This window comes from Allobosea sp. 05T438 (genome assembly GCF_056396025.1).
Window position 1 is genome coordinate 152,227 of sequence record NZ_JBFTKQ010000007.1, and the last position, 26,537, is coordinate 178,763.

Consider the following 26,537-nt stretch of genomic DNA (forward strand, 5'->3'; position numbering starts at 1 on the left):
CTCGCGTTCAGGATGCGTGCCTGACACGCCAGCGGCCGAGCGAGCGACCCTGCGGTTCGGCCGTTTGTACGGCCTCGATCTGGGCGAGCAGGCCGGCAAAGATGCGGGGCGGCGCGCCGTGGCTGATCTCGCGATCCGCGTCGAGCCCGACCTCGATCGTGGTGTCGTCGATATCGACGACACTGACCGTGATCCGCACGCCCGGCGTGGCGCGCAGCGCGCGCGAGGCGACATCTGCGACCAGAAATCCAAGCGGAATGATGCGATCCACAGAGAGCGTCGCCGCCGTATCGATCCGACTCGCGACCCATTGGTCGCGGCTGCGGATCAAATTCGAGATCATGGTGACGACGTCGTCTAGGAAGAGGTCGACGCGGACCGGCTGCATCTCTCCGTCAGCCAGCGTGAAGCGATAAGCGGCCGAAAGGACATGGACGCGACATTCGGCGTCGGCGAGAGCCAACCGGGCCTCGTTGCGGTAATCGCGCTTGCTCAGACCGATATAACTCTGGACGACCTGCAGGCTGTTCTTCACCCGATGATGCAGCTCACGCACGAGGAAGCGGTTGTCGTCCAGCGCGGTCTGCAGGCGGCGCTGGCGCACCTCCTGCTCATCGACCATGGCATTGAAGGCTTCGGCCACGCTGCGGATATCGCTCGGCATGTCATCCGCAATCGCAGCCCTCGTCCGCCCGGACGAGGCCCGCGCACGGGCCGCCGCTTCGATGCCGCGCAGCCAGCGGGCGCAATGCTTGTCGATCGCACGCAGGTAGACGATGCAAAGCAGGGCAAGCGTGATCAACGGCGCCAGGAGGAGAACGAAGAACTGCATGCGCGCGGCTTGCGCTGGCCCATCGTCGAAACTGGCGATGACGTAGAAGTCCGGCTCAGCGACCATCCGGGCGGCGTAGAGACGATCCTGCCCGCCGCGGCTGGGCGCCGTCCAGCGCTCGCGACCGGCCGGAACGCGATCCTGCTGCGGCAGCCACGACAGTACGGGATCGTCGCCCCGGCTGGCGACAACGCTGCTGCCCCGGCCGATCAGCGCGATATCCATGTCCGAGCGGCCATCGCCAAGGTCGAAGGCGTTTTCGAGCAGTTCCGGGGTGGTCAGAAGGAGGGCCTGCTGCAACTGCCCGCTCGCGGCCTGGGCATCGGCCATCAAGATAGCGAGGTAGCGCTGGCCCTCGAGCGTGACCTGGTCATAGCGGATCCTCCCGAGATCGGCCCCGTTCCAATTCGCCACGGAAGGAAGCCCCGCGAGCTGCCGGGCGACATTGTCCAGCGTCTCCTTCGAAAGATGGGCATCGAGAGATCCCGCGCAGATGCGCCCGTCTGCGCTGCGCAGGAAGAAGGCGCGGAAACCGCTCGCCCGCCGCATCGCCTCCAGACCCGCCTCTTCGCAAGCCTCGGGAGCGACCCGCGGATCGTTTGCCACCGTTCCGAAGGCGAGCAGCGCGCGCGACGCCCCGCGGAACCAAACACGGGTGCGCACGGCGAAATCTTCCACCGCGCGCACCTGCGCTGCCTCGATCGTCGCGGTTGCAGCCTGATAAGTGGCATAGGCAGCGAAGGCCGTGGCGCATCCCACCGGCACCGCAATAGCGATCAGCAGGGCCAGGAGACGCCCTCTAACCGTGCTGAATCGCGCCAAACGCATCAGGAGCCGACGGGTTCGGAACCGACCCTTTGCATCGCGGCCGCGCTGGTACGGTCCGGCCCGAGATCGTCGACGCTACCGATGGAGAGCAGCTCGGCGAGCTTCGTCCGCGCGCGGTTGACCCGGCTCTTGATCGTGCCGATCGCCACACCGCAGATGCCGGCCGCCTCCTCATAGGACAGACCTGTCGCCCCAACCATGATCAGGACTTCGCGCTGCTCCTCCGGAAGCTTGGCCAGCGCCTTGCGGAAATCGGCGAGGTCGAGGTGGCTCTCCTGATTGCCATAGGTCGCCATGCGCTCGGCATAGATGCCTTCGCTGTCCTGCACCTCGCGCCCGCGCTTGCGGTAGAGCGAGTAGTATGTGTTGCGCAGGATCGTGAACAACCAGGCGCGGAGGCTCGTGCCCGGCTCGAACTTGTCGGAATTGCCCCACGCCTTGAGAAGCGTGTCCTGGACGAGATCGTCCGCCAGCTGCATCGAGCCCGACAACGAAGCCGCGAAGGCGCGCAAATTCGGGATTTCGCGGATCAGGCCTTCCTTGAACTCGTTCGCGGCGCAGGAAGCCTGAGTGGAATCACTTGCACTCATCGGACGACGCTCCGGCTGCGCGCTGTTCGGTAGCTTCCAGCTGCGCAAGCAGCACGAGGAATTTGTCCGGGACAGGTGCGTTCACGATGTCGTCGTAGTGGGCCTTCAGCGACCGACCGATGGATTCCTGCACCTTGGGATCCAGAACCAGCTCGAAGTCGTCATTGTCACCTTCGTCGGGTTCGGACATCGCTGTATCCAGATTGCTCATTTCGGCCCTCGCGCCACAACCGGGCCTGCTTTTCCAGCAAGTCCCGTACTTCGTTTCTCGGCCGGCGAAACCAGAGCCCAATGGCGGTGGCGACACCAATGCGCCCTAATAACAGGCTCGTTTCCAGAATGTTCCGCGTTCGGCAAAAAATAAATCGCTTGTCAGAGGCCGATCCTAAGCCATTATTTCGGCACGATAAAAGGGACGCGTTCATGTCTATCGCAAAAGAAATTGCGCCTCATCTTCCTTACCTGCGCCGGTTCGCGCGCGCTCTCAGCGGCACCCAGGCCAGCGGCGACGCCTATGTCGTGGCGATGCTGGAAGCGCTCGTTGCGGATCCTTCCGACTTTCCCCAGGGGATCGACCCGCGCGTCGGCCTCTATCAATCCTTCCTGAAGCTGTGGTCATCGGCCAGCATCGATACCGGCGAGCCCGTCGTCGAACTCTCCCGGGCTCCGGCCGAACGCAATCTCGAAGCGCTGACGCCACGGCCGCGGCAGGCCTTCCTGCTGCGAACCGTCGAAGGCTTCTCGATCGAGGAGGTCGCGACGATCATGCGCGTCGGCACGGCCGAGGCGGCCGCGCTGGTCCAGACCGCCGGCCAGGAGATCGCCGAGCAGGTCGCGACCGACGTGCTGATCATCGAGGACGAGCCGATCATCGCGCTCGACATCGAGACGATGGTCGAGGAACTAGGCCACAGCGTCACCGGCGTAGCACGCACGCAGCGCGAGGCGATCGCCCTCGTCGCCAAGAAGCGCCCGGGTCTGGTGCTGGCCGATATCCAGCTGGCCGATGGCAGCTCCGGCCTTGATGCCGTCAACGAGATCCTGATGTCGATCGACGTGCCCGTGATCTTCATCACGGCCTACCCAGAACGGCTGCTCACCGGTGATCGCCCGGAGCCCGCCTTCCTGATCACCAAGCCGTTCCAGCCGGAGGCGGTGAAGGCCGCGATCAGCCAGGCGCTGTTCTTCGATCGGCGAGCAGGTCGCAAGGCTGCCTGAATCCGGCTTTCTTGCGCTGCTCCAAAGCCCGCGGTTTCGCGGGCTTTTTTTGTTGCGATCCTTGGAACAGGCGGCGCCGCCGCGCGTTCGCAAGCCAATGTCGGTTTTGTTTCCGGTGCGGGAGGGCGTGGACGATGGCGGTGATCTGCTCGTCGGCAGCAATCGCAGCGACGTCGATCGCTGCAGCGCTGTTTTCCGGAGCCGTGGCTCCGGGAGCCTGGAGCGGAGAGATTCTGTCTCTGGTACTGGCCGCATCGACGAGCCTGGCTGTTGCCGGCGCCGCCGCTCTCGACAGCTGAATACGGCGCGTCACCTGGGCTCCGTCGCCGCACGAATCGCTTTCCTGGCAGCCGTCTGCCTCGTCCCCGCGTCAGTTCGGGCGGAGACCGCTGCGCCTGGCACCCAGCCGCTGCCCGCGCAGAGATTGCCGCCGCCCCGGCCCGCGGAGCTTCCTCCGCCCGCGCCAGCTTCTCCGGAAGAAGCCAAATCCCCGCAGCCCTTGCCCTCGCAGCCCTCGCCCTCGCAATCCCTGCCTCCGACGACAAGCGGGCAAGCTCAGGCTTGCCTGTCCAGAATGGCCTCCATTCCCGGAAATCGGGTGGAGCCTGCCGTTTCGGAGGTTTCCAAAGCCGACCCTGCCTGCCGCGTGGACGATCCGGTTCGGCTCCACAGCCTCGCACTCCGCGGCAGCGCATCGGGACAGACGGTCAGCTTCGAACCGGCGCCGCTGGTCAGCTGTGCGATGGCATCGGCCATCGCCGATTGGCTCGATACGAGCGTTCAGCCTCTGGCGCGGGGGTATTTCGCCAACAGTCTGACCGGGATGCGGGTCGGCGGAGGGCAGGAATGCCGGCGGCGCAATCGAGCTTCAGCCGGCCCGATCAGCGAGCACGCCACCGGGCAGGCCCTGGACATCTTCGCCTTCAAACTCGCGGAAGGCGGCAAGTCGGAGACGATCCTGGTGGAGAAGCCCTCGGGCCTTGTCCAGAACCGCTTCCTCGATGCGGTGCGCCAATCGGCTTGCGGAGCCTTCATGACGGTGCTGGGGCCCGGTTCTGACGCCGCCCACGCCAACCACCTTCACGTCGACATCCAGGCGCGGCGCTCGCACACATCGCGCTTCTGCCAATGAAGGAAATGGAAATCTAGTCGGCGGCGTCGAACCGCAGCAGGAACGATTGGCGTTCGGGCGATTCATCAAATCCGCCGCCATCGACGAGCCTAGGAGCCGCGCGCCGCGCGGCCATTACCGCAAGCGCCTCGTCGCAATCGAGCCCCGTAGCCAGCAAATCCTCCAACTCCCAGAACGGCGGAAGGACCGCTTCCGGGGCCGGGTCGTGGATTGTTGGGATTTCTCCCCGCAGGCGACTCACGGACATCGACATTCCCATGCCAAGATAACGAGTCAACGCAACAAGCTTGCTTTGGTTCCCTTACGGCGGAACTGTGGGTTTCTTGGGGCGTTTCGACCGGTCCACCGCCAGGAGCATATGCGATGAATACTGGGCATTCCCGATCCAGCCTCGCCCTCACCGCCTTCGCCGGCCTGGCAAGCCTGACCAGCCCCGCATTGGCCCAGCCGAGTGGGCCACCGACCGGGCGGCTATCCTGCACGCTCAGCAGCCCACCCGCCGCAGTCGTGACCACGCAGAAGCCGATGGAGTGCCGTTTCCGCCCCCGCCGCGGGCCGCTGCAGCAATATACCGGTGTCGTGCGCGGCTTCAGCCTCGACCTCGGGTCGATCCGCAGCGCGGCGATGGCGTGGCGTGTGTTCGGCCCCTATGCACGCGCGTCGCTCGGAGCGCTCACGGGCCAGTACAACGCGTCGGGGACAGGCGCCGGAACAGGCGGGCATATGCTGACCGGCGGGGAGAAAAACGAAGTGACGCTGCAGCCGCTCCCCTTCCAGGGCCATCGCGGCATCAACGTCGCGACTGGCGTGACCGCCCTGGAACTGACGCTCGTCCCTCCCAGCAAGCGCCGCTGACAGGCGCGCTCCATCGATCAGCTAGGAATGCGTTCACCAACCTGATCGAACCGTCAGGCGGCTGCCATCATTTTCGACGAAGAATTACCTTTTACTAACCTTGACCCGGCAAAATCGACTCAAAGTCGACGCTTCTTCCCGGATATGCGGCTAGAAGCAGGAACATCGCCAATCCCATGACGTTGTCGATACATCGTAGGATTGCAGTGAGTGAGAAGCCGGTCGATGGCTGATATTCGCGTTCTGATCGTCGAAGATGACCCGTTCATCGCCATGGACATCGAAAGTGCCGTGGCGGAGCAGCTCGGCGACGCGGCTGAGCTGATCGTGGTCGAATCCGTTGCGGAGGCGCGCCGCGCCGCGGCACGCAAGCTGTCCTGCGCGCTGCTCGACATCGACGTCGTCGGTGGGAAGACCTTCGACGTCGCGAGCGCACTTCAGAAGACCGGAACGCCCTTCGCTTTCGTCTCGGGATCGGCTCCGAGCGATGTTCCCGCGCCCCTGCGCAGCGCCCGTTTCCTGCGCAAGCCGTTCTCGATCCGAGAAGTGGCCTCTTTCGTCATGAATGCGATCGGCGCTCGGGACGGCGCCGTGCAGGGCTAGAACCGGCATCTGCCTCGCTCGAAGATGCTCTCGAGCAGGCGCTGACCAGGCTCTATCGGAGAAGCTAGCCGCAGCTCGAGCTCCAGACCTCAGGCAGAGGCCGGTGAATTCTCCCGCTTCGGAAACGTCAGCATCACACGCGTCCCGGGACGTTCGGTCCCCGGGCGCAACGGCTCGGTCGTCATGGTGGCCCGCATGCTGCGCAGCAGGCTCGCGATCACCGTCTGTCCCAAGCCCTTGTTCTCGACTGCGGCGGGCAAGCCGACGCCATCATCCTCAATCGCCATGGTGAGGGCCGGCGCGTCCTCGGCGTCCGCGCGCGCGAACCGGATGGTGACACGCCCGGGCATGCCGTCCGGGAAAGCATGCTTTATCGCATTGGTGACGAGCTCGTTGACGATGACGACAAAGGAGACGGCGTCCCGCCCCGGCAGGCGGATCGAATCCATATCGAGATCAATTGTGATCGGGCGACCTTCCGCCGCCTTGCCGATCTCGGCGAGCAGATCCTCCATATAGGGGCGCGCGTCGATCTCGTCCGTCTCGATGTCGAGGCGCAGCCGCCTTTGGCCGGCAGCAATCGCCTGGATGCGCGACTGTGCCTGGGCCAGTGCGGCCTTCACGGCCGGCTCCCGCGTCTGGCGGCTCTGGACGTTGAGCAACGCCGAGACCATGGCGAGGTTGTTGCCGACACGATGATTGACGTCGCGCAGCAGCGCCTCGATCCGCAGGTGTTCGTTCTCGAGCTGCCTGGTCCGTTCGCTGACGATCCTTTCGAGTTCGGCATTGCTGACCGCCAGCGCCACGCTGCGGCGCTGGCGCCGGCGCAATTGCTGCCAGGCCGCGAAGGCCAGCCCCGCCAGCGCGATGACGATACCCGTGCTGGCCCAGAGCCGGCGACGCTCCTCGCGGCGATAGAGAGTCAGCAGGCGGGCGTTCTCCGTCTGCTGGATCTCCCGCACGGTGTCGCGCAGGCGATCCATCGCATCGATACCGCTGGAGTCACGCACGAGGGCCAGAGCCTGATCGCGGCGCCCCGTCCCCTCGAGCGCGATCGTACGGTCGAGCTCCTCGAATTTGAGGCGCATGTCGTCGCGCAGCTTGGCCACCTGCGCCTTCTGGATGGGATCCGCATCGACAAGAGCGGCGAGGATATCGAGCTCGGGCCCGGCCGCCGCCCGGCCCTCCGTGAACGGTTCGAGATAGCTCGCCCGCCCTGTGAGGAGATAGCCCCGCTGCCCGGTCTCGGCATCGCGGAGCCGGCCGAGGAAGCGTTCCGCCCGCTCGCGGATCTCGATGGCATGCGCAGCCGAATCGGCCGCCTGGCGCGCCTGCTGGTTGATCCACGCAGCCACGACGATCGCCACGGCAACCACCCCGATCGCAATGATCGTGGTCGTCGCCGAGCGAAGCCGCGTGCCGAAGGCCGGAAAGGCCGGAAGCGAAAGTCGACTGCGGGGTCTCACTTGGGCAGGCATGCCAGCCTTGTTAAAGGACGCATGCTGACATCCCTATGTAAAATGACACAGGCCGTCCACCATGATAGCCGCCGAGCAGAGCCGCGAGGATCACGCCTCGCCCTTGTCCTTGTCGCCGCCGGCAACGATCTGGCGGCCGAGAATGGCGCCGAGCACGACGACACCTCCAGCGACCACAATGCGCCAGTTCAGTCGCGGGCCGATCAGCTTCGCGGCCAATGGCGCTGCGGCGAGCGCCGCCGCTGCGGTCGGGCGTGGCGGCCGGCGCCTGCTCTTGACGAAAAGTCCGATGCAGACGGCCAGCAGAGCCGCCGCGAACAGGCCTCCCGCGATCCACAGGCTCGCAGCTATCGCGCCGTAGCGAAGCGCCAGCAGCGTGTGCAGGGCATTCAGCGCGTAGCCGGCCGCGCAGAGCGACAGCAAGGCGGCGAGACCGAACAGGCCGTAGACGGTGACGTTGCGCTTCACCGCTCCGGAAATCTCCGAAGCGATGAAGGATCCGAGCCCCCCCAGCATGGTCAGCGCGCCGACAGATAGCCGACGAACAGCCCCACCGCGGCCGCCAGCCCGAGGGCGCGCAGCGGCCGCTCGCGGATTTCATCCTCGATCAGCCTTTGCAACTCCGTGGCCTGTTCCTTGGCGACATCGACCATCTTGTCGGTATCGACGCCGACAGCGCGCAAGCGATCCGTCACAGTCGCCGCGATCTCCTCCGCGCTACGGGTCAGAGTGTCTTCCAGGGCGCTCGCCTGGCGCTTGGCGCGCGCGCCGGCCTGGTGCACCTCGGCCGAAACGTCCTCGGCGCCGGCTTCGACCTCGGCTTTCGCCCGTCTGGCTGCGGCGGCTGCCTGACGTTTCGCGGATGTCGTGGTTGCCATGTCGATCGGTTCCTGTGGTGTGAGCGGAATGGTGCCGGGGCGGCGGCAGCGCTGCAAGTGGCTCTGCGCAGATGCCCCGCAGCTGTCGCAACGTCCCGGCTGCGGATTCTGTTCCGCGGCGCGGCTCAGGCGGGCTTGCCTTCGCGCGTTTCCGCGGCTTCAGCCTCCGCCTTCTCGCGCCGATAGCGCGCGAATTCCTCCTGCGCCACCATGGCGACGATGACGATCGGCGTCGAGAGCACGGCGCCGATCGGTCCCCAGAGCCAGAGCCAGAAGATGAAGCCGATGAAGACGAGGAAAGGCGAGATCGTCAGCCGGTTGCCGACGAAGACCGGAGTGATCGCATTGCCCTCGACGAGATGCAGCACGTAATAGGCCGCAGCCGGCCAGAGCGCGGCGAGGATCGACGGCGCATCCAGCAGCGCGCCCGCCAGCAGCAGCACGGCGACGATGACCGGCCCGATGAAGGCGAGATAGTTGAGCAGGAAACCGAGCGCACCCCAGAAAACCGGAAAGGGCAACCCTGCGAGCCAGGCAATGGTCATGGTCAGCAGCCCCATGCCGAGATTGATCACCGTCACCAGGGCGAAGTAGCGCGCCACCCGCGCCTCGATCTCCTCGAAGAAGGAGCCGGCGGATCGGCGCGCGCCGCGGCCGAGGCAGAGCCGGAGTATGCGGGCCTTGAGATGGCGCCGTGTCGCCAGCCAGAAATAGACGGTGGCGACGAAGATCAGCATGCCGCCCGCCGCCGTCGAGGACGTCAAGGCGATATCGAAGAGCGGGTTTCCCTGGGATACGCTGAGCTCCGCGCCCTTGCCGGTCATCGAAGCGATGCCACGCTTGAAATCGTCCATGAAGGCGAAGACGCCAGCGAGCTTGGTCTGGAGCGCCGTCATCATCGCCGGCGCCTGATCGCTCCAGCCGGCGACCGGAACCGCCAGGATCGCGACCGCTCCGAGCAACAGACCGATGAAAAGCAGGACGACGAGCGCCGAAGCCGCATGCTGCGGCACGCCGTAGCGGACGAGCCAGTCGACGAGCGGGCCGAGCACGAGCCCGAAGATGACGCCCGCCATGACCGGCATGGCGATGACCTTGGTCAGCGCCAACGATGCCGTGGCCAGGATGACGAAAATGCCGACGATCGCATAGCGGAGGATGAGATCATGCTCGTAGGGCGTGACCTCCTGTATCTCCTCCACCGGTTCCGGCTCCGCCATGTAACGCGGAAACGGCCGCCAGGTCGATGAGCTGAGCATGTTCTTGCTTCCAACCGCGCCCGCTGGCGCGACGGAGCGTCAACGCGGGAAGGATCGGCAGGGTTCCGGCAGGCTCAATGGGCCTCGTCCCAGTTGCCGGCGGCGCGGGCCTCCACTGCGAGCGGCACCCTGAGCTGCACGGCCGGATGCGGGGCATCGACCATCACCTTCTCGATGATCGGCAGGGTCTTGGCGACCTCCTCCTCCGGCACCTCGAAGACGAGCTCGTCATGCACCTGCAGCAGCATGCGGGCATTGAGCCGGTTCGCGGTCAGAGCGGCATCCATCCGGGTCATCGCCCGGCGGATGATGTCGGAGGCCGAGCCCTGGATCGGAGCGTTGATCGCCTGGCGCTCGACGAAGGCGCGCTCCGACGGGTTCTTCGAGGAAACCGCCGGGAAATGGCAGACGCGGCCGAAGATCGTCGTGACCTGGCCATGGGCACGGACATGGGTCTTGGTCTGGTCCATGTAGTCGCGGATGCCGGGGAAGCGCTCGAAATATTTGCGGATATAGGCGCTCGCCTCCTCGCGGCCGATGCCGAGCTGGTTGGCGAGGCCAAAGGCCGAGATGCCATATATGATGCCGAAATTGATCGCCTTGGCGCGACGGCGCACCTCGCTGGGCATGCCCTCGACGGGAACGCCGAACATCTCGGAAGCCGTCATCGCGTGGATGTCGATGCCATCGGCGAAAGCCTGCCGGAGCTGGGGTATCTCCGCGATATGGGCGAGCAGGCGCAGTTCGATCTGGCTGTAGTCGGCCGAGACCAGCTTGAAGCCCTTCTCCGGGACAAAGGCCGTCCTGATCTTGCGGCCGGCCTCGGTGCGGATCGGGATGTTCTGGAGATTGGGTTCGGACGAGGAGAGCCGGCCCGTCGTGGTCGCCGCCAGCGCATAGGAGGTGTGGACCCGGTTGGTCTGCGGGTTCACATAGCCCGGCAGCGAATCCGTATAGGTCGATTTCAACTTGGCGAGCTGGCGCCACTCCAGGATCTTGGAGGGCAGCGGATGGCCCTGCTCGGCGAGATCCTCCAGCACGCCCGCGCCCGTCGCCCATTGGCCGGTCGCGGTCTTCTTGGCGCCTGCAAGCCCCATCTTGCCGAACAGGATGTCGCCGAGCTGCTTCGGGCTGCCGATGGTGAACTTCTCGCCGGCGACCTCGTAGATCTCGTCCTCCAGCCGCGCCAGCCCCTGCGCGAAGTCGCCGGAGAGGCGTGAGAGGATCTGCCGGTCGATGGCGATGCCGCGCGACTCCATGGCGGCAAGCACGGCGACCATCGGCCGCTCCAGCACCTCGTAGACAGCGGTCTTCCTCTCCGCAGCCAGCCGCGGCTTCAGCGCAAGCCAGAGGCGGAGCGTAACGTCGGCATCCTCGGCGGCATAGTCGGTCGCCTTGTCGAGCGGCACCTTGTCGAAGGTGATCTGCGACTTTCCGCTTCCAGCGACCTGCGCATAGGGGATCGTCTCGTGGCCGAGATGCAGCTCCGAAAGCTTGTCCATGCCGTGGCTGTTGGTGCCGGCATCGAGCGCATAGGAGATCAGCATCGTATCCTCGATCGGGGACACGGTGAGGCCATGGCGTTCCAGAACCAGCAGGTCGTATTTGAGGTTCTGGCCGATCTTGAGCACACTCTTATCGGCAAGCAGGGGCTTCAGCGCCGCGACGGCCTGCGCCAGCGGAATCTGCTCGGGCAGCAGCCCTTCGTCGAAGAGCCCGCCATCGCCGGCACGGTGCTGGAGCGGGATATAGCAGGCGCGGCCGGGCGCGACGGCGAGCGAGATGCCGACGAGATCGGCCTGCATCGCATCGAGCGAGTTCGTCTCGGTGTCGAGAGCGACATGGCCGGCCTCATAGGCCCAGCCGATCCAGCGTTCGAGATCGGCCAGCGTGCGCACGCATTCGTATTTGGAGCGGTCGATCTTGGCCGCGATCGCCTCGTTCTTGCGGGATGCGGCAAGATCGGCCGGCTTCATCCAGCCGGCTTCGCCTCCGGTCGCCTCCGGCAGGGTGGCGGTCGGAGAAGGCGCGACGGGCGTGGTGGCCGAAACCGCGTCCTCGATGGCGTCGGCGCCGGCATAGAGCGCCTTAAGCTCGGCCGCGCGCGAGCCGCCCGGGGCCAATGCCGGATCGGCGCCGATGGCCCCGATATCGGCCTCATAGGCCTCAGCGACGCGCTTGGTGATGGTGGTGAACTCCATCGCCTTGAGGAAGGCGACGAGCTTGGCCGGATCGGGCTGCTCTAGCGTCAGATGCTCCAGCGGCGTCTCGACTTTGACGTCGTCGACGAGGCTGACGAGCTTGTGCGAGATGCGGACCTTCTCGATCACCTCGGGATTGGTCAGCGTCTCCCGGCGCTTCGGCTGCTTGATCTCGCCGGCGCGCGCCAGCAGCGTCTCCAGATCGCCGTACTCGCCGATGAGCTGTGCCGCGGTCTTGATGCCGATGCCGGGCGCGCCCGGCACATTGTCGGTGGCATCGCCCGCGAGCGCCTGCACATCCGTGACCTTGTCAGGCGTGACGCCGAAATACTCGACGACCTCGGGCTCGCCGATGCGGCGCTCGGCGCGGAAGCCCGCACCCTTCTTCTGATCGCCGGAAGCGGGGTCGTACATCGCGACGCCCGGCCGCACGAGCTGCATCAGGTCCTTGTCGGCCGAGACGATGAGGACCTCTGCGCCGGCCTCACGGGCCTGCTTGGCATAGGTCGCGATCAGGTCGTCGGCCTCGTAGACGTCCTGCTCGACCGGGATCAGCCCGAAGGCGCGCACCGCCTCGCGCATCAGCGGGAACTGGGGAATGAGATCGGCCGGCGGTTCCGAGCGGTTGCCCTTGTAGGCCGGGTAGATCGCCTTGCGGAACGAGTTCTCCGACTTGTCGAAGACGATGGCGAGATGGGTCGGCCTGACCCCGAGCACGCCCTCGCGCACGAACTGGAACAGCTTCGTCGCAAAGAGCCGGACCGCACCGGAGGGCAGCCCGTCCGAGCGGGCATTGTATTTCCGGTCCTGATTGATCGACTGGAAATAGGCGCGGAAAATGAAGTTCGAGCCATCGACCAGGAAGAGGTGGTCGCCGGGCTTCAGGGCGGGGGCGGTCGTGGCTGCATCGCTCATGGCGCGGACCATAAGCGGGCGGGCGCGGCCGGTCCATGGCGATGGCGCCCCGGTGTGCACGAAGCTGTCAGGAATGGCGGCGCCCAAGCCGTCATGCTCGGGCTTCACCCGAGCATCTCTTTGACCAGTGCACGCTTGTCCCGAGATTCTCGGGTCTGCGCGATGCGCGGCCCGAGAATGACGGCACGTTACTTCACGATCGCGTCGATCTCCGCCAATTCCTCGGCGCTCAGCGCCCAGTCGGCTGCCTTGACGTTGGCCGCGACCTGCTCCGGCTTGGTCGCGCCGGCGATGACGCTGGAGACGACCGGCTGCGCCGCCAGCCATGAGAAGGCGAGCTCGACGAGGGTATGACCCCGCGCCTCGGCGAAGGTCGTCAGCCCCTCGATCCTGCGCCAGTTATCCTCGCTGAAGATTTCATCGGCGCGCTGCGGCAGCTTGGTCAGGCGCGCGCCTTCCGGCATCGCCGCGCCACGCTTGTACTTGCCGGTCAGCGCGCCGTTGGCGAGCGGAAAATAGGGCAGCAGGCCCATGCCGTAATGGGCGATGGCCGGGATCAGGTCCTTCTCGGCGCCGCGCTTCAGCAGGCTGTATTCGTCCTGCGCCGAAGCGAAGCCGGGAATGCCGAGGTCGCGCGCCGTCCATTGCGCATCGGCGACTTGCCAGGCGACGACGTTCGAGCAGCCGACATAGCGGACCTTGCCCTGGCGGACGAGATCGTCGAGGGCGCGCAGCGTCTCCTCGATCGGAGTCAGCGGGTCAGGCCGGTGAAGCTGGTAGAGGTCGAGCCAGTCGGTCTTCAGGCGCCGCAGCGAATCCTCGACCGCGTTCATGATGTAGCGGCGCGAACCACCCTTCTTCACGCCCTCGGCATCCATCTCCATGCCGAACTTGCTCGCCAGCACGATCTGCTTGCGTCGCGCGCCCAGCACCTCGCCGAGCGCGGTTTCGGAGCCGCCGCGCTCGCCATAGATGTCGGCCGTGTCGAAGAGCGTGATGCCGTGCTCGATCGCGGCATCGACGACCTTCCGGGTCGCATCGAGATCAATGCGGCCGCCGAAATTGTTACAGCCGAGCCCGACGAGCGAGACGCGCAGGCCCGAGCGGCCGAGATTGCGGAATTGCATGGCAGTGATCCTCCTCCGGAAGCCGCACACAGGATCAGAGCCGGGACAGGCCGACAAGCGCAGCCTCCGTCATCCTCGCACTGCACCGGGCGCAGGGCGGAATCATCGGCCGCGGCAGTGCATTTGACCCAGCGCAAGGCGCGGACACAATGATCGGGCGAGCCTATGTCCCAGCGACTGCGAACCAGCCGGAGATCCCAATGGCCCCGTCGATCAAGAGTATCTTCACCGCCTATACCGAGGAAGGCCAAGGCGAGCAGGACTACGCGCTCGGCTACGCCCTGTCACTCGCTCAGCAGGCTGGCGCGCATCTGACAATCCAGGCTGCCGCGATGCGTTATGCCATACCGGCCTCCCTCGTCGGAGACTTCGGCGTGGCTTTCGTCACCGCCGAGAACCGCCGCATCGGCGTTCTGGCGGAGCGTTTTGCCGAACTCGCGCGGACCAGCGCCGGCCTTGCCGGGGTGACCAGCACGATCGAGACGCCGCAGCTCGTCTATGCCGAGCTCAGCGACCGGCTCGTCAGCCAGGCCCGCGTCCACGACCTCAGCGTGCTCGATCTGGAGAAGGATGCCGCCGAGCGCGACCGGGGCCTGATCGAAGCCGCGCTGTTCGACAGCGGCCGGCCGGTGATCATCGTGCCGCCGGGTTCCGAGAGCTTCGCTGCCCGGCGCATCCTGATCGCCTGGGACGGCAGTGCGGGCGCGGCCCGCGCGGTTGCGGAAACCCGCCCGTTCCTGAAAGGCGCCGAGGTCGAGATTCTCTGCGTCACCGGCGAGAAGGATCTGTCGCGCTTGGTCGCCGGGGCGGAACTGGCGCCGCATCTGGCACGGCACGGCGCTTCCGTGACCGTTCGAAACGTCGCTGTGAGCGGAAACAATGACGTGGCCGAGACGATCCGGCAGGCCGCAACGGATTTCCGCGCCGATCTGATCGTCTGCGGCGCCTACAAGCACTCGCGGCTGCGCGAATGGCTGCTCGGAGGCGTCACGCAGTCGCTGCTGAAATCGACGCCACTGCCGCTGTTGATGAGCCGCTGAGGAAAGGTCGCCGGCAACCGCACTGGGTCAAGCGCAGGCTGCCGGCGATCCTGTTCAGGCCACTTCGGCCTTCTGCTTCTGCGAGCGCTTGCGGTCGTTCGGGTCGAGGATCGCCTTGCGCAGGCGGATCGACTTCGGGGTGACCTCGACGAGCTCGTCGTCGTCGATCCAGGCCAGCGAACGCTCCAGCGTCATCCGGATCGGCGGAGTCAGGCGAACCGCCTCGTCCTTCGACGTCGTGCGGATGTTGGTGAGCTTCTTGCCCTTCAGGACGTTCACCTCGAGATCGTTCTCGCGGGTGTGCTCGCCGACGATCATGCCCTGATAGACCTTCCAGCCGGGCTCGATCATCATCGGGCCGCGGTCCTCGAGGTTCCACAGCGCGTAGGCCACGGCCTCGCCGGTCTCCATCGCGATCAGCACGCCGTTGCGGCGCCCGCCGATCTCGCCCTTGTAGGGCAGGTAGTCATGGAACAGCCGGTTCATGATCGCGGTGCCGCGCGTGTCGGTCAGCAATTCGCCCTGATAGCCGATCAGGCCGCGGGTCGGGGCGTGGAAGACGAGACGCAGGCGATTGCCGCCGGAGGGACGCATCTCCAGCATGTCGGCCTTGCGCTCCGACATCTTCTGCACGACGACGCCGGAATGCTCCTCGTCGACGTCGATCACGACTTCCTCGATCGGCTCCAGGAGCTGGCCGTCCTCGCCGCGCTTCAGCACGACGCGGGGACGGGAGACGCCGAGTTCGAAGCCCTCGCGGCGCATGGTCTCGATCAGGATCGCGAGCTGCAATTCGCCGCGGCCGGAAACGATGTAGCTGTCCTTGTCGGAGGCTTCCTCGATCTTCAGCGCGACATTGCCCTCGGCCTCCTTGAACAGGCGGTCGCGGATGACGCGGGTGGTGACCTTGTCGCCCTCGGTGCCGGCGAGCGGGGAATCGTTGACCATGAAGGTCATCGACACCGTCGGCGGATCGATCGGCTGCGCCTTGATCGGAGTCTCGACGCTAGGGTCGCAGAAGGTGTCGGCGACGGAGCCCTTCACCAGGCCTGCGATCGAGACGATGTCGCCGGCGACGGCCTCCTCGATCGGCTGGCGCTCAAGGCCGCGGAAGGCGAGAATCTTCGAGATGCGGCCGGTCTCGACGGTCGAGCCGTCACCGGAGAGCACCTTCACAGTCTGGTTCGGCTTGGCCGTGCCCGAGGTCACGCGGCCGGTGATGATGCGGCCGAGATAGGGGTTCGCCTCCAGCAGCGTGCCGATCATGCGGAACGGGCCTTCCTCGACCGTCGGCTCCGGCACGTGCTTCAGGATGAGGTCGTACATCGGCGCCAGGCCCTGGTCCTGCGGACCTTCCGGCGAATGAGCCATCCAGCCCTGCTTGCCCGAACCGTAGAGGATCGGGAAATCGAGCTGCTCGTCGGTGGCGTCGAGCGCGGCGAAGAGGTCGAAGACCTCGTTGATGACTTCGGTGGTGCGGGCGTCGGGCTTGTCGACCTTGTTGATCGCGACGATCGGACGAAGGCCGAGCTTCAGCGCCTTGGAGACCACGAACTTGGTCTGCGGCATCGGGCCTTCGGCCGCATCGACCAGCACGATGGCAGAGTCGACCATATTCAGGATGCGCTCGACCTCGCCGCCGAAATCGGCGTGGCCGGGGGTGTCGACGATGTTGATGCGCGTATCCTTCCAGACGACCGAGGTCGCCTTGGCCAGGATGGTGATGCCGCGCTCCTTCTCGAGGTCGTTGGAGTCCATCACGCGCTCGATGACGCGCTGGTTGTCGCGGTAGGTGCCGGACTGCTGCAGCAGCTTGTCGACGAGCGTGGTCTTGCCGTGGTCGACGTGCGCGATGATGGCGATATTGCGCATGGACATGCGGGTAGGGCCTTGCTTTCAAGGCCACGAGCCGGTCAGGTTCGAAGCCCTGCCGGCGCAGCCTGTTTCACGTGAATCTGGAATTCGTTGCGCTGCACATAAACGTTGGAAGGCGTTTCGGCAACCGCTGAGGCTGCCGAAAGGTGAGCGCGTTCAGTCTTCGGCCAAAGCCCGCTGCCGTTCGGCCACGGCCCGCCCGACCTGATCGATGGCAAGCCGGTAGGCGGCCAGAGCGGCAGTGTCGAGGTCGCCCTTGGCATAGTCGGCGAGTACGCGGGTCAGGATCTGGTCCGCCTCGCTCCCCAGCCGGGCGAGTTCCGCCTCGTCCTCGCAGGAGCGGATCACGGTAAGCAGCTCCAATAGCTCGTCGAGGCCCGACATGGCGCGGCGGCGGCGGTTGGCGCTCTCGCGGCTCAGCAGCGCGGCTCCCCCCGTGCCGACCGCGGAGAGAACCATCGCGCCGATATAGAACCAGTCGCCATAGCGATCGAAGAAGCTCTCCTGCTCTCCGTCGATATAGGCGGCCGCGCCCGAGTGAACCGGCAACGGCGCGTCCTTGTCGGTGGAGGGGGTCTCCAACGCCTGCACGGCCGGCACCTCCGTCGCCAATGTCAGCCTCAAGCCGAGGATGTCCTTGGTCAGTTCGCCGACGAGATTGTCGTCGAGATTCTGCGAAGCGACGAGCCGCGAGGTGATCGAGATGGTCTGCAGGCTCTCGGCCGGCCGGGGCGGGTCGCCGCCCAGCGCGCCGCGAACGATCTCGCCGGATTCGATCGCGCGATAGTGAGCGGCCAGAGCGTCGGCCTCGCGGACGGGGATCAGGACCGGGTCCTCGCCCCAGGCCTCGCGCAGCCGGCGCAAACCGTCATTGTTGGTGTGCGAACCGACGGCATTGATCGAAAAAAACACCTCGATGCGCTGCTCCTTCACCGCCGGGATTACCTCGTCGGGCAACAGGGCGACGATCTCGACGTCCTCCGGCCGTACCTCGTACTGCGCCAGGACGCGCTTGAGCAGGACGAGATTCCCCGCTGGATTGCGGATCACGCCGACCTTGCGACCGCGCAGATCGGCGATGCGGCCGACGGCGCTCTCTTTGGTCGTAATGAAGAAAGGAAAGGTCCGCCGGGTGATCAGCACCGTGTCGGCGGTCGAGGGCATGGCGATGTCGGCCCGCAGCATGGCGAGATCCGCCTGTCCGGCATCGATTTTCTTCGCGCTGTCCTCGGAACCTTCCGTCAGGATGAGGCGCAGGCGGATGGCGGCCTTGTCGCGGTTGAGCCCCTGGACGAAGGCGGCCGCCATGCGCGCGTCCTCGGAGCCGAGGGGGCCGACAGCCAGGCGCAGCGTACGCGGCTGGCTGACATAGTAAAACACCGCCGCGGCGAGGCCGGACATGGCGAGCAAACCCGCCAGAACCGCCAGACCGCGCCTGCCCATGCCCAGCCGGACCAATCCTTGCCCCCTTCTTCGCCCCGTTCAGCATGACTTCCTTCGCCATCATGTCGCAAGTACGGCATGCACCGGCGCACGGACCGTGCTAAACGCCGCGCCATGTCCAATGGTTCGCCCTTCCTGATCAAGATCTGTGGTCTCTCGACGCCCGAGACGCTGGAAGCTGCGCTCGCGGCCGGCGCCGACATGATCGGGCTCAATTTCCACCCGAAGAGCCCGCGCTACGTCACGCTGGAGCGGGCCAAAGAATTGGCGGCGATCGCCCGCGGAAGGACCGAGATCGTGGCGCTCGTCGTCGACTGGAGCGAGCAGCAGGCAGCGGAACTCGTCGAGGCGCTGAAGCCCGACTGGTTCCAGTTCCACGGCCGCGAGACTCCCGAGCAGACCGCGGCGCTGCGCCGTGCCGTTCGCCGGCCGGTGATGAAGGCGCTCGGCATCGCCACAGCCGAAGACCTCAAGGCCGTCGCGACCTATCGCGATGCCGCCGACCTCATCCTGCTCGACGCCAAGCCGCCGAAGGACGCCGCCTTCCCCGGCGGGCACGGCAAACCCTTCGACTGGAGCCTGCTCGCCGGCATCGACCGTTCCCAGCGCTTCATGCTATCGGGCGGGCTCGATCCGGCGAATGTCGCCGAGGCGATCCAGGTGACCCGTCCGGCCGGTGTCGACGTATCATCAGGCGTCGAAAGCGCGCCGGGGGTCAAGGACCCGGCCCGGATCGCGGAATTCATCGCGGCGGCCCGCAAGGCCGCTGCGGCAATACAGGAAGGCTCGAGCGCATGAACGCCCCCTCCCACCCGAACAGCTACCGCAACGGCCCGGACGAGAACGGCCGCTTCGGGATTTTCGGCGGCCGCTTCGTCGCCGAGACGCTGATGCCGCTCATCCTCGAGCTGGAGCAGGCCTATAACGAAGCCAAGGCCGATCCGGCCTATCACGCCGAGATGGCCCATGGGCTCAAGCACTATGTCGGCCGCCCGTCGCCGCTCTATTTCGCAGAGCGCCTGACCGAGCACTTCGGCGGGGCGAAGGTCTACCTCAAGCGCGAGGAACTGAACCACACCGGTTCGCACAAGGTGAACAACGTGCTCGGCCAGATCCTGCTGGCGCGGCGCATGGGCAAGAAGCGCATCATCGCCGAGACCGGCGCCGGGCAGCACGGCGTCGCGACCGCGACGCTTTGCGCCCGCTACGGCCTGGAATGCATCGTCTATATGGGCGCGGTCGACGTCGCCCGGCAGGCGCCGAACGTGTTCCGCATGCAGATGCTCGGCGCCACCGTCGTGCCGGTCGAATCCGGCACCAAAACGCTGAAGGACGCTATGAACGAGGCGCTGCGCGACTGGGTGACCAATGTCGCGACGACCTTCTACTGCATCGGCACGGTCGCCGGCCCCCATCCCTACCCGGCGATGGTGCGCGACTTCCAGTCGATCATCGGCAAGGAGACGCGCGAGCAGATGCAGGAAGCCGAAGGCCGCCTGCCGGATTCGCTGATCGCCTGCATCGGCGGCGGCTCGAATGCGATGGGGCTGTTCCACCCCTTCCTCGACGACCCATCCGTCGAGATCTACGGCGTCGAGGCCGCCGGCCACGGCATCCCGAGCGGTTTGCACGCGGCATCGCTGAGTGGCGGGCGCCCCGGCGTGCTGCACGGCAACCGCACCTTCCTGCTGATGGACGATGACGGGCAGATCAAGGACGCCCACTCGATCTCGGCCGGGCTCGACTATCCCGGCATCGGCCCGGAGCATTCCTGGCTGCACGATGTCGGCCGGGTGACGTACCTCTCGGCCACCGACGAGGAGGCGCTCGAGGCGTTCCAGCTGATCTCGCGGCTGGAAGGCATCATTCCGGCGCTGGAATCGGCCCACGCCCTCGCCCGCGTCGCCGAGCTCGCCCCGCAGAAGCCGAAGGACCATCTGATGGTCGTCAACCTGTCCGGCCGCGGCGACAAGGATATCCCGCAGGTTGCGGAGATCCTGGCGGCGCGCTGATCGCCGCCGGGAACACCCGACATTCTCGCCCCGAAGCCCTCGACTCCCGGCATATAATCGGCAACCATGGGTTGCTCTGGCGCGCCCGCGCCGAGGTTATTGCTTAGGGTGAGACCGGGGCCATTGGGGGGCAGCGGTAGCGACAGTCGTTCGAGCGATCCCGGACCCGCGGCTGCGGGTTTGCCGGTCGAGATCGCTTTTCTCGCACGGCACGGTGTAGACCTTTCCGCGCTCGCGCAGGCAGCCGAGCACGCCATGCGCAACCGCACCGATCCCGCGCGCCAGGCCATGGCGCTCGGCCTGATCGACGAAGTCGGTTTCTACCGTGCGTTGGCGGACGAGATGGGCTTGCCGTTCCAATACGCGCCCCCGTCACTGCAGCCAGGCGGCAGATATCGCGCGATGCTGCGCCAGGGCATCGCGCCCACGCTGGAAGGGGCCTCGCTCCGCACCGTACTCGCCCCGGAAGGGCCGGCACTGCGCCGGATGCTCGAGGCCGGCCCACGGCGGCGCGACAATATCGCGGTGACGACACCGCTCCGCTTCGCCGAGGCCTTGCGCCGTTCCAACGCCGAGGAGCTGGCGCGCCATGCCGCCGGCCTCGACGAGGCCGGGCTCGCCCGCGACAGTGCCCGCACCGGCGCCAGCCGCGGCCAGGTGATCGCAGCCGGCATCGGCCTCGCCGCAGCAGCGATCGGCAGTGTCATCGCGCCGCTCGAAACCTTCTTTGCCTTCGCCCTGCTGCTCGGGCCGCTCTTTCTCGGCCTCATTCTGCTGCGCCTCGCGACCACGATCGAACGCGCGACACCCGATCTCTGGGCAAGCCATCGCTGGCGCATCGACGATGCGCGCCTCCCGGTCTACACCGTCGCCGTGCCCATGTACCGCGAAGAGGCGGTCCTGCAGCAATTGACCGATGCGCTCTGCGCCCTCGACTACCCGCCCGCCAAGCTCGACATCCGCCTGCTGATCGAAGAGGACGATGCCGGCATGCGGGCGGCGCTGGCCAAGATGTCGCTGCCATCCCAGTTCATTGTGACGGTCGTGCCGCCCGGCGCCCCGCGCACCAAGCCGCGGGCGCTCAATCTCGCGCTGCTCGAGGCCCGTGGCTCGTTCTTCACCATCTTCGATGCCGAGGATATTCCCGACCAGCAGCAATTGCGCATGGCGGCGGCACGCTTTCTCAGCGGGCCACCGGACCTCGCCTGCCTGCAGGCGCGGCTCGTCATCGACCATGCCGAGGAAGGCACGCTCCCCGGACTCTTCGCGCTCGAATATGCCGGGCTCTTCGAGGTGCTCAATCCCGGCCTGCTGCAGTTCCAGCTGCCGATCATGCTGGGGGGCACCTCGAACCATTTCCGGACGGAGGTGCTGCGTGCCGTCGGTGGCTGGGATGCCTGGAACGTCACCGAGGATGCCGATCTCGGCCTGCGCCTCGTGCGCGCCGGCTATCGCATCGGCGATCTGCCGTCGATCACGCGCGAGGAAGCACCTCTCTCCATCCCGGCCTGGCTCAAGCAGCGCTCGCGCTGGATCAAGGGTTACATCCAGACGCTGGTGACGCATTCGCGCGAGCCGATCCGGCTCCTGCGCGAAGCGGGTATCGGCGCGACATTCGCCTTCCTGTCGCTGGCCTTCGGCACGGTCGCCACCGCGCTGGGCTATCCAGTCTTCGCCGTCGCCGCATTGCTAGCCTGTTGGGACGGATCGCTGTTCGCGCCGGAGAGTGCTCTCGCGACCGTCACCTCGACGATCGCGCTCTGCGTCTGGCTATTGGGCAGCGTCGCACTCTTCGCGCCGCCGGCCGTCGGCGCGCTCCGCCGCGGCTCGCCCGGTCTGCTCCTGCTGGTGCCGCTGCTACCGCTCTATTATGCGCTGGTCTCGGTCGCGGCCTGGATGGCGCTCTACGACTACTTCAACCGGCGCTTCGTCTGGAACAAGACAGAGCACGGGCTGGCACGCCGGCGTGCACCCGTTGAAACCTGCTACGAGTGCCGCAACCATTCCGCCGCGGCCTGCGCCGGAGGTTGCTCGATGTTGAAGGCACCGATGAAGCTGCCGTCCTTGCCCATCAGATAGACCAAAGCGGTGTGATCCATCGTGTAGTCCCCGTCCTTCAGCGGCACCTTCTTGGCGTAGGCGCGGTAGGCTTTGATCACGGCGTCGACCGCAGGCCGATCGCCGCTCAAGCCGACGATGCGCGAATCGAAGGAGGCGAGATAGCTCTTCATCGTCTCCGGCGTGTCGCGCTCGGGATCGACGGTGATGAACAGCGCCTTGAGCTGCTTGGCCTTGTCGCCGTCACCAGCGGCGCGCAGCGCCTCGGAAATCTCGAAGAGCTTGGTCGGGCAGACGTCCGGGCAATGGGTGAAGCCGAAGAAGACCAGGAAGGGTGAGCCGCGCAGATCGGCGTCCGAGAGCGGCTTGCCGTCCTGCGTCGTGAGGGTGAAGGGGCCGCCGACGCTGGCCGTGCCGGTGCCGCCGCCCTGGCGGCCGGGAGAGAAGGTGAGGATCGCGGCAGCCGCCAGCGCAAGCGCACCGGCAAGGAACACGACGAGGGGCAGGACGATGCGGCGATTCACGGAGAGCTTCCCGACGGAGCGGCGCGGTAGCCGCTATGCTTTGGAGGATGGTCATGCATCGGCTGGTTCAGAAAACCGGTTCCCACTTTTCGGGCCGATGCCTAGAAGCAAGCGACGATGGCGGCGATGAGCCCGTCGGTGAAAAGCCGGTCCCCCTCGCGCCACCACAGCAGCAACCCGGCCAGCAGCAGGCCAAAGAAGCCGCCGCCGAGCAACAGGAGTCCGTTGCGGCTCGAAGAGCCCGCCTCGGCTTGCGCTGTCGGATCCACCTGCACCATTCCAACATCCTATCGTCACGCGACCTCGTCCGAAAGCGGGCGGCGTGACGCAGGGACTCACGATGCGGCGATGCGCCTTGGAGCGCGATTAATTCTTGGAACCGCGGTGTCATTCCGGGGCTTCGCGTCAGCGAAGAGCCCCGAAGCCAGAACACTGTCGAGCGTCATTCTCGGGCGAAGCGAAGCGCAGACCCGAGAATCTCTTGCAGTAAATGGCTCTGAGACTTCTCCTTCATGAGATGCTCGGGTCAAGCCCGAGCATGACGGCGGAGGTTCCGCTTATTTCACCGGGAAGGTGAGCGGGGAATAGTCCGTCACCGGGCGCTTGACCCAGTCATTGCCGGGCGCTGCCGCTTCGGTTCGCTTCTGGGCCTCGTGGAGCCGCAGCGCCGCAGCGGGATAGTCCATCGTCAGCACGGTGCCGTCGCGCACGACGAGCTTGCCGTCGACATAGACCCGGTCGACGGCGCGCTCGGCCGCGGCATAGACCATGCTGCGCACGGGGTCGCGGCGCGGCTGCATCATCGGATGCTTGAGGTCGACCATGACGAGGTCGGCCTTGCAGCCCGCTTCCAGGCGCCCGATGTCGTCGCGGCCGAGCGCTGCGGCGCCGGCCGTTGTCGCGGCCTCGAAGATGTCGGTGGTGGTCAGGGTGCGCGGGTTCTCCGCCATCATGCGGGCGACATAGCCGACATGGCGCATCTCCTCGAGCATGTTGTGCGGATAGGTGTCGGTGCCCAGGCCGATGCGGACGCCGGCGCGGCGATAGCGCCCGAAATCGTCGAGGGCGATGCCGCGGCGCATGAAGACCGTCGGGCAATGGGCGACCATCGTGCCGGTCTCGGCCAGCAGCGCGAGGTCGCGCCGGCTGTGCCAGGCGACGCGCGGGTAATCGTCGAGGAAGATGCCGTGCCCCACGATGCTGGTGTCGCCGAGCACGCCGAGCTTCTCCAGCCACTGGATCGGCGTCACGCCATGGCGGCGGGTGATCTCGTGGAACTCGACCGTCGATTGAGCCGCATGGATCTGCCAGGGCAGGTTACGGCGCTTCGCTTCAGCATAGCTGTCCTTGATCAGGCCCTCGCTGCAGGTGTCGATCTGCGAGGGAGAGACCATCGCGAAGAGCCGGCCGGACGGATGCTTCTGCGCCTGCTCGATGACCGCGAAAGCCTGCTCCATGGCCGCGACGCCGGCCTTCTCGTCCCACTCGTATTCGACGACATGGCCGTTCTTGGTGTACCAGCGGGCCGACCGGAACATCGGCGATAGGCAGACGCGCAGGCCGCTATCGGCGGCGAGGTCCAGCCAGCCGGGATGAGCGACCGACATGTCGGCGAGCGTGGTGACGCCGGAGAGCAACAGTTCAGAGTAGGCGACACGCACGCAATCGGGCACCGCCTCAGCGTCCGGCCGCAGGATCGGCATGAACTCGTAGAGCGAGGAATTATAGAGCGCAGGCGAGCCAAGCTCGTCGAGGAAGCCCTTGTTCAGCGCCTCGCTCGAGGGATGCGAATGGATGTTGACCAGACCGGGCATGACCATGCGGCCACTTCCGTCGACGGTCTCGTCGGCCTGCCCCTCATAGCGAGCACCGACATAGCGCAGCGTGCCGTCCTCGAAGGCGACATCGGCTCCGTGCAGATAGACATGCCGGGAGGCTTCCGCGTCCCAGGCGACAACGATTTCGGCGTTCTTGATGACCGTGATCGTCATGACGTTTCCTCCCTAAGCAGTAGACATGGAAAAAGCGCCGCGCGGCCTGGGCCACGCGGCGCTGAGGAAGCTTAGCGCTTCAGCTTGATGTCGAGGCCCTTGTAGAGGCCCGCGCCGTAGATGCCGTGGGCTCGTGCGCCCTCGACACGGTCGCCCGCCACCACCCAGAGCGGCTGCGAGGCCAGCGGCACCCAGACATTCGCCTCGGTGAGCTGGGTCTGGACCGCGCCGATCGCCTGCTTGCGCTTGTCGGCATCGACGGCGGTCGCCGCCGTCTTGAGCAACTCGTCCGTCTTCGGGTCCTTCCAGTTCATCCGGTTCGGCGTCGGAGCCTGGCGGCTGGCGAAGTAGAGGTTCAGCGCCTCGGTCGCCGTCACATAGGGGTAGGACATGTAGAAGGCGTCGAATTCCTGCGTCGCCAGCTTGCCCCAGGCGACGGTGGCATCCCAGAGCTGGATCTTCAGGTCGATGCCGACCTTGCGCAGATCGGCCTGCATCGCCTCCGAGATGCGCGGGTTCACGTCGTTGCGGATGCCGTAAACGACGAAGGTCGCCTTCTGGCCGTCCTTCTCTCGGATGCCGTCGGAGCCCGGCTTCCAGCCGGCCGCTTCCAGCACCTTGATGGCGCCGGCGGCGTCATGCTTGGGCATCTTGCCGGCCGAATCCTTGTCGTAGTCGAGCACGGCCGGGTTGAGCAGCGAAGGCAGCGCGGTGCCCTTGCCGAAGAAGATCGCCTTGGCGATGGCCTGCTTGTCGACGGCCATGTTGACCGCTTCGCGGATCGCCGCATCTTTCGAAACGGGCTTGTCGACCTTGAAGCCCATGAAGATGTCGTAGATGTAGTTTTCCTGCCGCTGCACCGTCATGCCCGGGATGCGCTGCATCGTGTCGAGCGCGATATAGGGCATGTAATAGGTCACGTCGGCCTGCTTGGCCTGGATCGCGGCCATCAGCGTGTTCGACTCGGGAATAACCTTCCAGACGATCTCGTCGATCTGCGGCTTCGGGTCCTTGTAGATCGGCGGGCCCCAGCTGTAGTGCGGGTTCTTCTTGAGGACGAGCTCCTGGCGCGGGGTCCATTTCGACCAGCAATACGGGCCGGTTCCGTTGAAGCCCTGCACGCCGAAGTTCGGGCCGAGCTTCTCGACCGTGTTCTTGTCGACGACAGAGGCGAAGGACAGCGCCATCTGGAACAGCAGGTCGCTGTAGGGCTCCTTGAGCTCGTAAATCAGCGTGGAATCGCCGTCGGCGCGGATGTCCTTGACCGGGCCGCCGCGGAAGGAGACCGGCGACTTGTTGGCGGGGTCGGTCCAGCGCTTCAGCGAATAGACGACGTCGTCGATCGTCATCGGGCGGCCGTCGCAGAACTTGACGTCGTTGCGCAGCTTGAAGGTGTAGGTCATGCCGTCCGGCGAGACCGTCCAGCTGTTCGCGAGGCCCGGCTTGATCGTCTTCATGTCGAAGTCGACCGTCACCAGCGTATCCGCCATCATGTAGAGCACCTCGGCAGCGGCCGTGGCGGTGGTGCGGATCGGGTCGTAATTGTCGGCGTCGATCACGCGCAGGATCGAGAGCGGCGCCTTCTGCTGCGCGACCGCCGGCAGGGCGGCGAACGTCGCCACGGCGGCGCCGGCCAGAAGCAGGGTGGAGAGTTTGGTCATCGAGCTGGTCCCCTTTT

The 26,537-nt window shown here is 66.2% G+C and carries 25 protein-coding genes; 9 read left to right on the forward strand and 16 right to left on the reverse strand.

The window, feature by feature from the left end; translation table 11 throughout:
* Window positions 1-7 precede the first annotated feature (7 nt).
* The 3 genes from AC1DIN_RS16300 to AC1DIN_RS16310 are packed head-to-tail and all read right to left on the reverse strand — an operon-like array spanning window position 8 to window position 2,440.
* Window positions 8-1,660 carry a histidine kinase dimerization/phosphoacceptor domain -containing protein gene (locus AC1DIN_RS16300; protein WP_476810541.1) on the reverse strand — a complete coding sequence of 551 codons (1,653 nt, stop codon included), beginning with the start codon at window positions 1,658-1,660 and terminating at the stop codon, window positions 8-10.
* Window positions 1,660-2,250, reverse strand: coding sequence for a sigma-70 family RNA polymerase sigma factor (locus AC1DIN_RS16305; RefSeq protein ID WP_476810542.1), 591 nt, complete (start codon window positions 2,248-2,250; stop codon window positions 1,660-1,662). The genes AC1DIN_RS16300 and AC1DIN_RS16305 overlap by 1 nt, the downstream gene beginning before the upstream one ends.
* Complete coding sequence (locus AC1DIN_RS16310) at window positions 2,237-2,440, reverse strand: NepR family anti-sigma factor (protein WP_441471211.1); 204 nt, start codon at window positions 2,438-2,440, stop codon at window positions 2,237-2,239. Before AC1DIN_RS16310 ends, AC1DIN_RS16305 begins: the two co-directional genes overlap by 14 nt.
* A gap of 233 nt (window positions 2,441-2,673) precedes the next feature.
* On the opposite strand from AC1DIN_RS16310, the gene AC1DIN_RS16315 reads away from it, so the two are divergent.
* From AC1DIN_RS16315 to AC1DIN_RS16325, 3 genes are all read left to right on the forward strand, one after another.
* Window positions 2,674-3,468, forward strand: coding sequence for a response regulator (locus AC1DIN_RS16315; RefSeq protein WP_476810543.1), 795 nt, complete (start codon window positions 2,674-2,676; stop codon window positions 3,466-3,468).
* Window positions 3,469-3,602: 134 nt separating this feature from the next.
* Entirely contained in the window at window positions 3,603-3,767 is a 165-nt protein-coding gene (locus tag AC1DIN_RS16320) for a hypothetical protein (RefSeq protein WP_441471351.1), read from the forward strand.
* Window positions 3,768-3,967: 200 nt separating this feature from the next.
* On the forward strand, window positions 3,968-4,600 hold the full coding sequence (locus tag AC1DIN_RS16325) for an extensin-like domain-containing protein (protein ID WP_476810624.1): 633 nt from the start codon (window positions 3,968-3,970) through the stop codon (window positions 4,598-4,600).
* 13 nt (window positions 4,601-4,613) lie between these two features.
* Here the strand turns inward: AC1DIN_RS16325 and AC1DIN_RS16330 are convergent, their stop codons facing one another.
* Window positions 4,614-4,847 carry a hypothetical protein gene (locus AC1DIN_RS16330; protein WP_476810544.1) on the reverse strand — a complete coding sequence of 78 codons (234 nt, stop codon included), beginning with the start codon at window positions 4,845-4,847 and terminating at the stop codon, window positions 4,614-4,616.
* Between the two features lie 116 nt (window positions 4,848-4,963).
* Here AC1DIN_RS16330 and AC1DIN_RS16335 point away from each other — a divergent pair, with 116 nt between their 5' ends.
* Together AC1DIN_RS16335 and AC1DIN_RS16340 are read left to right on the forward strand one after the other, a co-directional pair.
* Window positions 4,964-5,455, forward strand: a complete 492-nt coding sequence (locus AC1DIN_RS16335; RefSeq protein WP_476810545.1) for a DUF992 domain-containing protein — start codon at window positions 4,964-4,966, stop codon at window positions 5,453-5,455.
* 225 nt (window positions 5,456-5,680) lie between these two features.
* Complete coding sequence (locus AC1DIN_RS16340) at window positions 5,681-6,058, forward strand: response regulator (RefSeq protein ID WP_441471207.1); 378 nt, start codon at window positions 5,681-5,683, stop codon at window positions 6,056-6,058.
* 89 nt (window positions 6,059-6,147) lie between these two features.
* Here the strand turns inward: AC1DIN_RS16340 and AC1DIN_RS16345 are convergent, their stop codons facing one another.
* The 6 genes from AC1DIN_RS16345 to AC1DIN_RS16370 all read right to left on the reverse strand — a co-directional run bounded on the left by AC1DIN_RS16345 (window position 6,148) and on the right by AC1DIN_RS16370 (window position 13,916).
* On the reverse strand, window positions 6,148-7,524 hold the full coding sequence (locus AC1DIN_RS16345; protein ID WP_476810546.1) for a sensor histidine kinase: 1,377 nt from the start codon (window positions 7,522-7,524) through the stop codon (window positions 6,148-6,150).
* 102 nt (window positions 7,525-7,626) lie between these two features.
* On the reverse strand, window positions 7,627-8,052 hold the full coding sequence (locus tag AC1DIN_RS16350) for a hypothetical protein (RefSeq protein WP_441471205.1): 426 nt from the start codon (window positions 8,050-8,052) through the stop codon (window positions 7,627-7,629).
* A gap of 2 nt (window positions 8,053-8,054) precedes the next feature.
* A complete protein-coding gene (locus AC1DIN_RS16355; RefSeq protein ID WP_476810547.1) occupies window positions 8,055-8,471 on the reverse strand; it encodes an ElaB/YgaM/YqjD family protein in 417 nt (138 codons plus the stop codon).
* A gap of 68 nt (window positions 8,472-8,539) precedes the next feature.
* On the reverse strand, window positions 8,540-9,673 hold the full coding sequence (locus AC1DIN_RS16360) for an AI-2E family transporter (RefSeq protein ID WP_476810548.1): 1,134 nt from the start codon (window positions 9,671-9,673) through the stop codon (window positions 8,540-8,542).
* Between the two features lie 74 nt (window positions 9,674-9,747).
* A complete protein-coding gene (polA, locus tag AC1DIN_RS16365) occupies window positions 9,748-12,789 on the reverse strand; it encodes a DNA polymerase I (RefSeq protein ID WP_476810625.1) in 3,042 nt (1,013 codons plus the stop codon).
* A gap of 188 nt (window positions 12,790-12,977) precedes the next feature.
* A complete protein-coding gene (locus tag AC1DIN_RS16370; protein WP_441471201.1) occupies window positions 12,978-13,916 on the reverse strand; it encodes an aldo/keto reductase in 939 nt (312 codons plus the stop codon).
* A 200-nt stretch (window positions 13,917-14,116) separates the two neighbouring features.
* On the opposite strand from AC1DIN_RS16370, the gene AC1DIN_RS16375 reads away from it, so the two are divergent.
* Window positions 14,117-14,956 carry a universal stress protein gene (locus AC1DIN_RS16375; protein WP_476810549.1) on the forward strand — a complete coding sequence of 280 codons (840 nt, stop codon included), beginning with the start codon at window positions 14,117-14,119 and terminating at the stop codon, window positions 14,954-14,956.
* Window positions 14,957-15,010: 54 nt separating this feature from the next.
* Here AC1DIN_RS16375 and typA read toward each other — a convergent pair whose 3' ends face one another.
* Both typA and AC1DIN_RS16385 read right to left on the reverse strand, forming a co-directional pair.
* The gene (typA, locus tag AC1DIN_RS16380; protein ID WP_441471199.1) at window positions 15,011-16,834 is read right to left on the reverse strand and encodes a translational GTPase TypA; all 1,824 of its coding nucleotides are present in this window, start codon (window positions 16,832-16,834) and stop codon (window positions 15,011-15,013) included.
* Window positions 16,835-16,987: 153 nt separating this feature from the next.
* The gene (locus AC1DIN_RS16385) at window positions 16,988-18,274 is read right to left on the reverse strand and encodes a TAXI family TRAP transporter solute-binding subunit (RefSeq protein WP_441471198.1); all 1,287 of its coding nucleotides are present in this window, start codon (window positions 18,272-18,274) and stop codon (window positions 16,988-16,990) included.
* Between the two features lie 114 nt (window positions 18,275-18,388).
* On the opposite strand from AC1DIN_RS16385, the gene AC1DIN_RS16390 reads away from it, so the two are divergent.
* The 3 genes from AC1DIN_RS16390 (at window position 18,389) to AC1DIN_RS16400 (ending at window position 22,365) form a co-directional block, all read left to right on the forward strand.
* Window positions 18,389-19,072: a phosphoribosylanthranilate isomerase gene (locus tag AC1DIN_RS16390; protein ID WP_441471197.1), complete on the forward strand. Its 684-nt coding sequence runs from the start codon at window positions 18,389-18,391 to the stop codon at window positions 19,070-19,072.
* Window positions 19,069-20,286 (forward strand): tryptophan synthase subunit beta, encoded by a 1,218-nt coding sequence (gene trpB, locus AC1DIN_RS16395; protein ID WP_476810550.1) that lies wholly within the window; start codon window positions 19,069-19,071, stop codon window positions 20,284-20,286. The genes AC1DIN_RS16390 and trpB overlap by 4 nt, the downstream gene beginning before the upstream one ends.
* 255 nt (window positions 20,287-20,541) lie before the next feature.
* Window positions 20,542-22,365, forward strand: a complete 1,824-nt coding sequence (locus tag AC1DIN_RS16400) for a glycosyltransferase family 2 protein (protein WP_476810551.1) — start codon at window positions 20,542-20,544, stop codon at window positions 22,363-22,365.
* Here the strand turns inward: AC1DIN_RS16400 and AC1DIN_RS16405 are convergent.
* From AC1DIN_RS16405 to AC1DIN_RS16420, 4 genes are all read right to left on the reverse strand, one after another.
* Complete coding sequence (locus AC1DIN_RS16405) at window positions 22,272-22,868, reverse strand: SCO family protein (RefSeq protein ID WP_441471194.1); 597 nt, start codon at window positions 22,866-22,868, stop codon at window positions 22,272-22,274. The genes AC1DIN_RS16400 and AC1DIN_RS16405 overlap by 94 nt on opposite strands.
* A gap of 101 nt (window positions 22,869-22,969) precedes the next feature.
* Window positions 22,970-23,146 carry a hypothetical protein gene (locus AC1DIN_RS16410; RefSeq protein ID WP_441471193.1) on the reverse strand — a complete coding sequence of 59 codons (177 nt, stop codon included), beginning with the start codon at window positions 23,144-23,146 and terminating at the stop codon, window positions 22,970-22,972.
* 279 nt (window positions 23,147-23,425) lie between these two features.
* The gene (locus tag AC1DIN_RS16415; protein WP_476810552.1) at window positions 23,426-24,859 is read right to left on the reverse strand and encodes an amidohydrolase family protein; all 1,434 of its coding nucleotides are present in this window, start codon (window positions 24,857-24,859) and stop codon (window positions 23,426-23,428) included.
* 71 nt (window positions 24,860-24,930) lie between these two features.
* Complete coding sequence (locus tag AC1DIN_RS16420) at window positions 24,931-26,520, reverse strand: ABC transporter substrate-binding protein (RefSeq protein WP_441471191.1); 1,590 nt, start codon at window positions 26,518-26,520, stop codon at window positions 24,931-24,933.
* Between the last annotated feature and the right edge of the window lie 17 nt (window positions 26,521-26,537).

What these genes read in the sequence shown, in the direction of transcription:
- AC1DIN_RS16315 (WP_476810543.1), top strand. Translation starts at nt 2,674, where the DNA reads ATGTCTATCGCAAAAGAAATTGCGCCTCATCTTCCTTACCTGCGCCGG.
- AC1DIN_RS16415 (WP_476810552.1), bottom strand. Translation starts at nt 24,859, where the DNA reads ATGACGATCACGGTCATCAAGAACGCCGAAATCGTTGTCGCCTGGGAC.
- trpB (WP_476810550.1), top strand. Translation starts at nt 19,069, where the DNA reads ATGAACGCCCCCTCCCACCCGAACAGCTACCGCAACGGCCCGGACGAG.
- AC1DIN_RS16335 (WP_476810545.1), top strand. Translation starts at nt 4,964, where the DNA reads ATGAATACTGGGCATTCCCGATCCAGCCTCGCCCTCACCGCCTTCGCC.
- AC1DIN_RS16330 (WP_476810544.1), bottom strand. Translation starts at nt 4,847, where the DNA reads ATGTCCGTGAGTCGCCTGCGGGGAGAAATCCCAACAATCCACGACCCG.
- AC1DIN_RS16305 (WP_476810542.1), bottom strand. Translation starts at nt 2,250, where the DNA reads ATGAGTGCAAGTGATTCCACTCAGGCTTCCTGCGCCGCGAACGAGTTC.
- AC1DIN_RS16370 (WP_441471201.1), bottom strand. Translation starts at nt 13,916, where the DNA reads ATGCAATTCCGCAATCTCGGCCGCTCGGGCCTGCGCGTCTCGCTCGTC.
- AC1DIN_RS16360 (WP_476810548.1), bottom strand. Translation starts at nt 9,673, where the DNA reads ATGCTCAGCTCATCGACCTGGCGGCCGTTTCCGCGTTACATGGCGGAG.
- AC1DIN_RS16420 (WP_441471191.1), bottom strand. Translation starts at nt 26,520, where the DNA reads ATGACCAAACTCTCCACCCTGCTTCTGGCCGGCGCCGCCGTGGCGACG.
- AC1DIN_RS16410 (WP_441471193.1), bottom strand. Translation starts at nt 23,146, where the DNA reads ATGGTGCAGGTGGATCCGACAGCGCAAGCCGAGGCGGGCTCTTCGAGC.
- AC1DIN_RS16390 (WP_441471197.1), top strand. Translation starts at nt 18,389, where the DNA reads ATGTCCAATGGTTCGCCCTTCCTGATCAAGATCTGTGGTCTCTCGACG.
- polA (WP_476810625.1), bottom strand. Translation starts at nt 12,789, where the DNA reads ATGAGCGATGCAGCCACGACCGCCCCCGCCCTGAAGCCCGGCGACCAC.
- typA (WP_441471199.1), bottom strand. Translation starts at nt 16,834, where the DNA reads ATGTCCATGCGCAATATCGCCATCATCGCGCACGTCGACCACGGCAAG.
- AC1DIN_RS16310 (WP_441471211.1), bottom strand. Translation starts at nt 2,440, where the DNA reads ATGTCCGAACCCGACGAAGGTGACAATGACGACTTCGAGCTGGTTCTG.
- AC1DIN_RS16400 (WP_476810551.1), top strand. Translation starts at nt 20,542, where the DNA reads ATGCGCAACCGCACCGATCCCGCGCGCCAGGCCATGGCGCTCGGCCTG.
- AC1DIN_RS16350 (WP_441471205.1), bottom strand. Translation starts at nt 8,052, where the DNA reads ATGCTGGGGGGGCTCGGATCCTTCATCGCTTCGGAGATTTCCGGAGCG.
- AC1DIN_RS16320 (WP_441471351.1), top strand. Translation starts at nt 3,603, where the DNA reads ATGGCGGTGATCTGCTCGTCGGCAGCAATCGCAGCGACGTCGATCGCT.
- AC1DIN_RS16300 (WP_476810541.1), bottom strand. Translation starts at nt 1,660, where the DNA reads ATGCGTTTGGCGCGATTCAGCACGGTTAGAGGGCGTCTCCTGGCCCTG.
- AC1DIN_RS16340 (WP_441471207.1), top strand. Translation starts at nt 5,681, where the DNA reads ATGGCTGATATTCGCGTTCTGATCGTCGAAGATGACCCGTTCATCGCC.
- AC1DIN_RS16385 (WP_441471198.1), bottom strand. Translation starts at nt 18,274, where the DNA reads ATGGGCAGGCGCGGTCTGGCGGTTCTGGCGGGTTTGCTCGCCATGTCC.
- AC1DIN_RS16375 (WP_476810549.1), top strand. Translation starts at nt 14,117, where the DNA reads ATGGCCCCGTCGATCAAGAGTATCTTCACCGCCTATACCGAGGAAGGC.